The organism is Bartonella sp. MR168JLCBS (genome assembly GCF_042194175.1).
This window is the reverse complement of record NZ_JBHIMP010000008.1, coordinates 8,699-17,515: the sequence shown is the minus strand read 5'-3', so window position 1 is coordinate 17,515 and position 8,817 is coordinate 8,699. Positions and strand designations below refer to the sequence as shown.

Here is an 8,817-nt window from a genome sequence, read left to right as displayed (position 1 = left end):
TCTGAGGTTGTCTGAGGTTGTCTGAGGTTGTCTGAGGTTGTCTGAGGTTGTCTGAGGTTGTCTGAGGTTGTCTGAGGAATGCAAGAGCCGTACAACGGAAAAAGATATTCAAATGCTTAATACGCGTTTAGCTTATCAAAAAGGGGGATATAATGGCACTTTTTCCATTTTCTATTGCTGATATTGATGATCCTGAATGTATTCGTGTGGTTCTTTATGCTAGCGGAAGAATGGGACATGCTCCTTTAAACGCATTATTGAAGAAAGCATATGAAGATATTACAAAAATTTTAAAGCGCATGGATGCTTTAGCAAAGCGCATGGATGCGTTAGAAAAAAAATTAAATACTCTGGATCCTACCAAGGTCGAACAGAAAAAAAATACGAAAAAAGAGAATCAAGACAGTATTAATAATGTTGTGAGTGCTGGAATAACGACATCGAGCAGTATAGTGAGCGGATCAGAATTTAAAATAGAAGCATTGTCCGCTGGAGACATATTTTTTTCTCCAATAAACGAGACGCCAAAAATAGACTACAGCTCTTTTGTTTCAAAACTTACAGCACATGAGCCGCTAGAAATACACAGTAATGTTAGTCAATACATGGGTGTTGAGCAGTCTAGAGGGATTTCTTCTTTGTTTAAAAAGGAAAAATAGAAAAGAGTGGTCATAACAAACTGATTATAACAATAGGTATGGGTTGAAGCTATAGATCAGATGCACCTTATTTATATCTTCGGTGGGGTGTGGAATTGCACTCTGTTTGAGATGTTAAAAAAAGGTAAAAATTGATAGAGAGTCTAGTTTTAATAAAAAGAGAAGCGTTGTTGCAGGAAAGTTGATCATGAGTTGTTGGGGAGATTAGGGCGCATATTGAAATCTAAGGGCAAGTTTTTAAAGCCTACAGAGAAAGGAGCTGTGCCCAAACAGAAACGCGTGGCAAAAGAAGTTTGTAGACGATAAAAAATCTTGCAATAATTTTAAAAAGCGTTTGGATAGAGCGTTCAATGATTTTAAATTTATAAACAATTTGCTGTTTCTACGCTTTTTTAAAAGAGAAAAAAAGCAGTTTAGTGCAATTTTAATTTGCCAAAAATCCCATAAAAAGAAAGTTTTAATTGTTACAAGAACAAAAGCAAAAAAATTCCTATAAGAAAAAAATGCGTGTCATTATATCTTTTCTTATAAAGAAGAGCAATGTTGTACTGTTTGAGCAGGCTTGAAGGCTAAAATTTCACTTGTTTTCTTATCAAACAAGATTGTACAAGCGGTTGTTGATTTGTCTTATCCTGCTTATACTGTAAATACTGTCCTTTCAGGTGTGATGATATAAGGCAAGCCTCTTTGTAAGAGCCTAAATAACACAAAAAGTGTTTTTAAAGGTGTGCCAAATATTTAAGGCAGGGCTTATTTGTTGAGCTTTAAGTTTAAGTAAATCACATGTGGGAAAGCTAAATGGACCCCGCTATAATCCGAGCTATTAATAGATCAGATTGGGTGAAGCCTCGTCTTTTGAAGTGGTGGATGCAAGTTAAGAAAAATTATCTTTTACAAGCGTAAAAGAACGGATTTTATTATAATTATGGACTTAAACCATGTGTGTTTTATCTCAGTGAGGAAGATTCAAAATAAAAATGCAGGTACCTGTTTAGTTTCTTTGCGTTGATTATAATGGGGGGCGTTGAATAGTTAAAGAATGTTTGTTACTGTTTGACGGAGAGTGATATGGGTGAAGCGTAAAATGGTGGCGCACTTGAAGGGCAATTATCATGCATGCCCGCATGATCAAAAATGCAAATGTGTCTTTTACAGTGTTTGTTGATCTCGATTAGAAAGTCCGTTCTTTTCTTTGTTTGGAGTTTTACATCAATAATTTCTTATCTTGTTGTCGTGCTGCTTTTTGAGAGTGCGGTGATAGAAGGCATGTAAGTTTTATATATTGAAGTGTTTGTGTGTGGTGAATATGGGGAGTGTTTTTTTCGTCATGTGATGAACTCTTCGGGCGGTGGGGATTTTGTCCATAAAGCGTCATAAAATATCGCTTTTTGTTCTATGGTGATAGAGATCCCATGAGGGGGAAAGACAAAGGGGAAAGTCAAGTGGATTTTGCGAGCCAATCATGTAAACTGGAACGAATTCCATGCGGATATAAATCAGGTTCTGTTTGTTGCATATAGCGCTATTTGTTGCATAACTTGTGATAGCCAATTCTCTAAATAAAGGGATTTGACCGATAGCAGAAAAAAGAAATCATTACGAGATAGCAAGTGTGCTTGTTTCAGAATGTCTAATGCTTTTGCATGACAAAGGAACGCGAAACTCTGTCACGTCGTCCTTTCATGTTTTCGAGTTCAGGGTTGTCCATATATTTCCTTCAACTTGATCTTTATGCATAGGACGCAAGGGAATTGTAGGCAAGGGAATTGGAGGCAAGAAATTAGGATGAACATTTTGGGACAAGCAAAAAGCCAATATGTTACGCTCGTTGTTTTACAGCATGTTTGATAAAAAGCTAGGACATCTTTCTAATCCATTATGTGTGTAATCTTAAGGCATTGTTTTCTTAAGAGAGTGCAGAGCTTTTTTGTTGCTTGTCAAACAACATCAAATCTCAACGCTACAGCATGTTTGAGAGAAAGAAGAATGAGAGCCTTACGGATTCAGAAGGGCAAAACTCTCTGAGCGATTCCAGCTTTTGTAAGCTAGACTTTATGTATGACAGATGGGGGCTGTATTTGAGTGATTGCTGAAATAGAGAGACAGCCTTATTGAGAAAAATATAAAGGCATATTAATCACTCTTTGTGCTATCATTTTTTTGCTTTATAATTTTCAAAACTATCTATAGCAATATTATTTAATAATAAAGATAATGCCTTATGCCATTGTGTATCGCGTGTCTTTTTGGGATCATACCTCTCACATAAAAACAGAATGCTCAAAATATTATTTGTCTTCGAATATACATTTATTGCATATTCACGGACTTGTTTTAAAGAGATATCTCACTCCCAAGTCCCTTTCACAAGGACGCTCGTCAATGGTATAAGGGTAAAGCTCCTATGAAATGTATAAAACTTATAAGGTATCTCCCTCATCTTTATGCTTCATAAAAGTGCAGGTTGGTATTCTCATATATTTTTCCAACTCCCAATGTTACGAAAGCCTTGGTTCGTGAGACGATTCATAAGAGGTATATGCCTTTTTTGTACAGTTTTTAATCCACATGCCAGCTCCGCGTGTAACATGCAAGAAAAAGAGTTTTATTCAACAGCAAACAGATTGAGGATGAAAAATCCTATGGTATTCGGGTCTCTCATTCAATATGCAAAACAATAAATACTCTTTATAAATCAATGTGATATATCTTAAAGAAGACGAATTGTTTATAGAGCTTCATGGATGAAGAATCTTCGTCTTTTAAGGTGATGAAAGAAAATTATAATCCCTATTTTTTCATAAAGGGCATGAGAAAAGTGTTTCACAAAAATTTTATACGATAAAAAAGAGAGTCTTTTGACATAAGAGTCTTGATCGTTTGCCGCTATAACCTGTATTGTGTATACAGATGCTTCTATCATTTTTTGCTGTAAAAGCTTCTCTTGGGATGTTAAAGGGTACAATCTTTATGGAAAAAAGAATCCGTGCAAGGCAAAAGGCTTATTTCAAAAGATTATATCGCAAGATTGCTTTTGTTTGCATAATACTTTTTTGTGTAGTGATTTTGTGTTTTGTTGTTGCAAAGGTGATCAGTTATTTTTCTTCTCATAAAAAAATAACACAACAAGCACCCGTTGAATTGGTTATTCCTGTTTTTGATCTGCGCGTATATTGCAAGGAAATTTCTGCTTCCGTTATGCCCGATATGAAAAGAGAAGTCTATCAGCATTGTCTTAATTTGGAAAGTGAGGCCTATTTTGCTATTCGTGAAATGTGGGATCAGCTTTCTGATACTGCAAAAAAACAATGTTTGACGTTGGTACGACCTGGGGATGGAAATTATTTTCTCTTACGCGATTGTTTTCTCAATGAAAAAGAAAATAAAAAAGGCAAAAGACGCAATTACTTTTAAGTTTTTATACGGAAAGTTAAAAGGATGCGAATTTTGATGAGAAGATAAAAACCTCTTAAATTACGATCTGCCTCGAGACCAATAGCAATTTGATTTATTTATCTTGTTATATCACACTTCTTATTTAAGATGTGGCGACATAAGGCATGGATGCCTCCTTGAAATGTTTAAGGGGGCGTGGTGGAGTTTTAGGAGGATTTGTTGAGCTTTTTTAAGGGAAATAACAGGTGTGGGAAATCCATTTCGTAATGGTTCTGGTGAAGGGTATAATGGTAAAGCCCCCATGAAGTGTATAAAATTTATAGAGCATGTTCATCTTTACGTTTCAAACAAGAGTAAGCCCCAAGTACCACTTACACTTTGCGAGCTTTCAATGGTGTTTGCTGACAGCCCTTGAGCCTTAGAGATGGTTCATAAGAGGCACTTTTAGCCTTTCTTTATCGTTTTTACTCCACACAGGCTTTTCCGTGTGTAACATGAAAGAAAAAGAGATTGATTCAATAGCAAACAAATTGAGGATGAAAAATCCTAGGGTATTAAGTTTTCTTACTCAACACAAAAAATATGAATGATCATTATAAATCAATTCAGTGTACGAATTTTACAAGAATTTTGATTGTTGACAGAGCAGTGTGACTTGAGAACCTTCGTTCTTTGAGGGCGTAAGTCAATAGAAATGACAAAAATGAGTAAAAAAGAAACATTCCTTTTATAAACATTCAAGGCTGCTTCATGCGTAAAGTGCTGTGCTGGGTTTACAAATGTGCTTGTTTTATAATTCCAGTTTTCTTTATCAGAAAAGATAAGAGAGGAAATGCGTTATGCCATTCTTATTGATAGTTTTTGAGAAGAAGCTGATTTTTAGGAAAGTGTGACATATTGGTCATTTTTTATAATTTTATATTTTTTTGTATTTAAATATTTTGCTTTTTAAGCTCAATTTGTTATAAATAAAAACTGTGATTAATTTAAAAACTCCATGGGTTAAAATAGAAATTGATAGTATCTGGCTTATTTAGGAAAGAAGATTAATCTCTTGGTGATTATAGGGCTTGAATAATATTTCGTATTAATCTATCTATAAAAATCAAGAGGTTTTGTGAAGCGATCGTGGATTATCGCTCGCAAGGGGTTGCTTTAGCGATGAAGAGAGGCTATATATCATAGGATAAAGAGGTTCGCGCAGTGACTCGTTGGGATGGAAGTGCTTGTGAGTTAAATGCACGAGGGGGTAGAGGGTATCGGCGTTTTTAGGAGCGGTGGTTTTAGAGCAAAAAAGGAAGCTTCTAATATTCTCTGGCAGGAATTTTTCTTTGTCAGGTATGTTGTATGTGTGTTTTCCTTTTTGTTTTCCACAAGATAATTATTTTTTTAGTGAAATATGGTTTATTTTAAAAAAAACACTTGGCATTTTATGTGAACATCATTAGGTTTCTGCTGTTTAACAGAGAAAGAGGGAATTTTTGATTTACGATTTCCCTGCTGTTTTGTGATTTTCAAGAAAATATATGCTTTTATCAATATCAGTAGGGTTCGTTTGAGTAAAATAAACGCGGATAGCTTGATAACCGTATGTTAAAAATGATTAGCATTATCAAAAGGTAATGCAATGAGGAAGAGTCAATTAAGACATACATTAAGACAAACACTCCAAAAAGGGATAAAGATGAGGCCACAACAAAATAGACGGGTACGCGGTCGCAATAATAACAATAATGGTAATAACAATAATAATCGTCGCGGTCCTAATCCGTTGTCTCGCAATTATGAAAGCAGCGGTCCGGATGTTAAAATTCGCGGGAATGCTCAGCAAATTGCCGATAAATACATAAGCCTTGCGCGTGATGCACAAGGTGCGGGTGATCGTGTTATGTCGGAGAATTATTTACAACATGCCGAGCACTATTTGCGTATTATTTTAGCAGCAGCTGGGCAAATGTCTCAATCGGTTCGACGTGATGAAAATCGTGGTGATGAAAATCGTGATGAAAACAACGAGCAAGAATGCGGTGAAATAAATCTTGACGGTGAAAAAAAGGATACTGTCGAGGGTGATACAGATGTATTACAGATGCCGTCGCAAAAAAATGGTAATGGCCAATATGCTAAAACGCAAAATGGGGATGCGCGTGAAAATGCTTTAGAGGCTCTATCGGATGAAAAAACGGATCAAGAGCACTGTCACTCTGAGAAAAATGTTGAACCTGTCAAAAAAACACGCCGTTCTCCCCGTCGACGTACTGTACGGACCCAACAAGATGAATCATCTCTTGAGCTTTCACTTACAACAGCAGAAAGCACGAGCAATGGAGATGCATCAACAGCAACAAAAGAGGTTTCTTCGTTGCCTGGATTAGGTGAGGGAATACAGAGAAAAACGCGCCGTCGCCGAGTAGTCAATCTTGAAGCAGAGGAAAATGTTTAAACCTGAAGGGTGCTGTTTAAGCGCTTGTGGTGATGTTATTGGTATCATGATGGTGAATTATATATGCTCAAGAAGCTTTTTGCGCTTCTTTGAATTTTCACGGTCAGTACTAGGAACTTAACGAAGGGTGTTGACAGAAAAGATTGCCCCTTTGCTGGGATTTAAGTAAGGGGATACAGAGAAAAACGCGCCGTTGCCTAAGTGGTCGCATCTTGAAGCAGAGGAAAATGTTTAAACCTGAAGGATGTTGTGTAAGCGCTTGTGATGATGTTATTGGTATCATGATGGTAAATTATATATGCTCAAGAAGCTTTTTGCGCTTTCTTTGAATTTTCACGGTCAGTCCTAGGAACTTAACGAAGGGTGTCGACAGACAAGATTGCCTCGTTGCTGGGATTTAAGTGAGGGAATACAGAGAAAAGCACATCCGTGTATTTTAAGAGACAGTTCTTGTATAAAGAACGCAATGTCGTTGTTTTATTTATTGACACTTATATTTAATATTGTTCAATGTATTTATGCCCATTTTGCGATGGTGCTCATGAATTCTATCATGTGAAATCCATCGGTTATCTTTGCTTAATAAAAGATGTAAGCTGGGCGTTATAGCTTTAATTTTCAATGTTGCAACAGTTCTTCTTTTGATACCGGATCATTCATAAGAGGTATTTTTATTCATCCATTTCCTTGCTGGGATATGTGAGCAAATGATTTTGATTCAGTTTCTCATGAACAGATTTGAAAGGGGAGAATCCTACAGTATTTGAGGTTCTCGTTCGACATGTAAAATAAATGATCACTATTAAATTAATATGTTGAATTTTTGCACTCAAGAAGATGTCTTTCTTGTACGTTCATTAGAATTTTCCTAAGCGATGTCAGTTTGCTTAAGCATGGGAATGCGTTGATAGAAAGGTTTCTTCTTTTCCAAGATTAGGTCAGGAGATACAGAGAAAAACGCGCCGTCGCCCAAGTGATCGTATCTTGAAGCAGAGGAAAATGTTTAAACCTGAAGGATGCTATGTAAGCGCTTGTGGTGATATTAGTTTGCTTAATGAGGCATTGTTTCCGATATTTCTTTTTTTGTTTCAACAGAAAGAACGGCGATTAATGCACCAGTGTGATAATTGTAAATCATAAATTTTGTTTGTCTATCAGGGGTTAAAACTTTCAGTACAATATTGTGTTCTGAGAGGCTTTGCGACAAAATCTGTGTTTTTTCCGGTAGAGAGAGCGTATGATTGATAACGTGTGGGGTTTTGCTGGGAGAGGAAGATAACTCTGTTTGTTTTGGCGCTGATCCGGTTGCGACCACTTTATAAACAATTAAAAACAGTACGGTTAGAATAAGGAAAAGCGTTATTAAAACGGAAATAATCATTAAACCCATAAGTTTTTTTCTCACTCGTTCTACAGCAGGATCTAAAGGGAGATCTTGAGGCAGAGAGTTTTGCTCTGTGTGATGGTCTTTTGAAGGTTGCATTCGCTTATTATCCATCATGTCTTTCATTGATTATTTTTTTGAGATCTGATGGGTTTATGCTTTTAAAGTTTTTTGTGCAAGAGGTTTGTGGAAGAAGAATGCAAAAGAGGAAGCGATGTTGGTAAAATACCTTCTTTCTGGACTGTAGATATCTTGTTATTTTCATTTTGGCTTTTAAGCAGGAAATTTCCACGGTTTGTTACAGACCAGATCAATTTTACTTCTTGTTGATGTAAATCTGCATGGACGTCTATACATTGGGCAAAAATTTGTTGTCCAGAAAATGCAAAATTTTTTGTGGACGGTATCATGGATTGTTCACATGCTTGAGCCGTTGGATAGATTTTAACCATTGTATTGTTCGAATAGCAACTATTGAAATCATCTGTACATGAAACTAATAAGAGGATAAAAACAAGGGGATTCATCAATTATTTTCCAAATGAGAGGTTGACAGCATGGGCTCCAATTTGTCAGCCTAGGGGCTTCTTCACCGTTAAACGTTTTTACAGTTTTTTAGTTCCCCCTTTGAGATGTCCGTTCCCCCTTTGAGATGTCCGTTCCCCCTTTGAGATGTCCGTTCCCCCTTTGAGATGTCCGTTCCCCCTTTGAGATGTCCGTTCCCCCTTTGAGATGTCCGTTCCCCCTTTGAGATGTCCGTTCCCCCTTTGAGATGTCCGTTCCCCCTTTGAGATGTCCGTTCCCCCTTTGAGATGTCCGTTCCCCCTTTGAGATGTCCGTTCCCCCTTTGAGATGTCCGTTCCCCCTTTGAGATGTCCGTTCCCCCTTTGAGATGTCCGTTCCCCCTTTGAGATGTCCGTTCCCCCTTTGAGATG

6 protein-coding genes are annotated in these 8,817 nt (G+C 36.9%); 3 read left to right on the top strand and 3 right to left on the bottom strand.

Features of this window, described 5'->3' with window-relative positions:
• Positions 1–152: 152 nt before the first annotated feature.
• The 3 genes from ACFIK8_RS06185 to ACFIK8_RS06175 all read left to right on the top strand — a co-directional run bounded on the left by ACFIK8_RS06185 (position 153) and on the right by ACFIK8_RS06175 (position 6,498).
• Complete coding sequence (locus ACFIK8_RS06185) at positions 153–659, top strand: hypothetical protein (RefSeq protein ID WP_375635646.1); 507 nt, start codon at positions 153–155, stop codon at positions 657–659.
• 2,970 nt (positions 660–3,629) lie between these two features.
• On the top strand, positions 3,630–4,073 hold the full coding sequence (locus ACFIK8_RS06180; RefSeq protein ID WP_375635647.1) for a hypothetical protein: 444 nt from the start codon (positions 3,630–3,632) through the stop codon (positions 4,071–4,073).
• Between the two features lie 1,666 nt (positions 4,074–5,739).
• Positions 5,740–6,498 (top strand): DUF4167 domain-containing protein, encoded by a 759-nt coding sequence (locus ACFIK8_RS06175; protein ID WP_375635648.1) that lies wholly within the window; start codon positions 5,740–5,742, stop codon positions 6,496–6,498.
• Between the two features lie 1,051 nt (positions 6,499–7,549).
• Here ACFIK8_RS06175 and ACFIK8_RS06170 read toward each other — a convergent pair.
• The 3 genes from ACFIK8_RS06170 to ACFIK8_RS06160 form a co-directional block, all read right to left on the bottom strand.
• Positions 7,550–7,999: a hypothetical protein gene (locus tag ACFIK8_RS06170; RefSeq protein ID WP_375635649.1), complete on the bottom strand. Its 450-nt coding sequence runs from the start codon at positions 7,997–7,999 to the stop codon at positions 7,550–7,552.
• A gap of 44 nt (positions 8,000–8,043) precedes the next feature.
• On the bottom strand, positions 8,044–8,409 hold the full coding sequence (locus tag ACFIK8_RS06165) for a hypothetical protein (RefSeq protein WP_375635665.1): 366 nt from the start codon (positions 8,407–8,409) through the stop codon (positions 8,044–8,046).
• Between the two features lie 68 nt (positions 8,410–8,477).
• The coding region (locus tag ACFIK8_RS06160; protein ID WP_375644533.1) for a hypothetical protein at positions 8,478–8,817 on the bottom strand (340 nt) is incomplete at its 5' end.

Excerpts from the sequence above, each read along its gene's own strand:
- ACFIK8_RS06180 (WP_375635647.1), top strand. The coding sequence starts at position 3,630 with ATGGAAAAAAGAATCCGTGCAAGGCAAAAGGCTTATTTCAAAAGATTA.
- ACFIK8_RS06175 (WP_375635648.1), top strand. The coding sequence starts at position 5,740 with ATGAGGCCACAACAAAATAGACGGGTACGCGGTCGCAATAATAACAAT.
- ACFIK8_RS06165 (WP_375635665.1), bottom strand. The coding sequence starts at position 8,409 with ATGAATCCCCTTGTTTTTATCCTCTTATTAGTTTCATGTACAGATGAT.
- ACFIK8_RS06185 (WP_375635646.1), top strand. The coding sequence starts at position 153 with ATGGCACTTTTTCCATTTTCTATTGCTGATATTGATGATCCTGAATGT.
- ACFIK8_RS06170 (WP_375635649.1), bottom strand. The coding sequence starts at position 7,999 with ATGATGGATAATAAGCGAATGCAACCTTCAAAAGACCATCACACAGAG.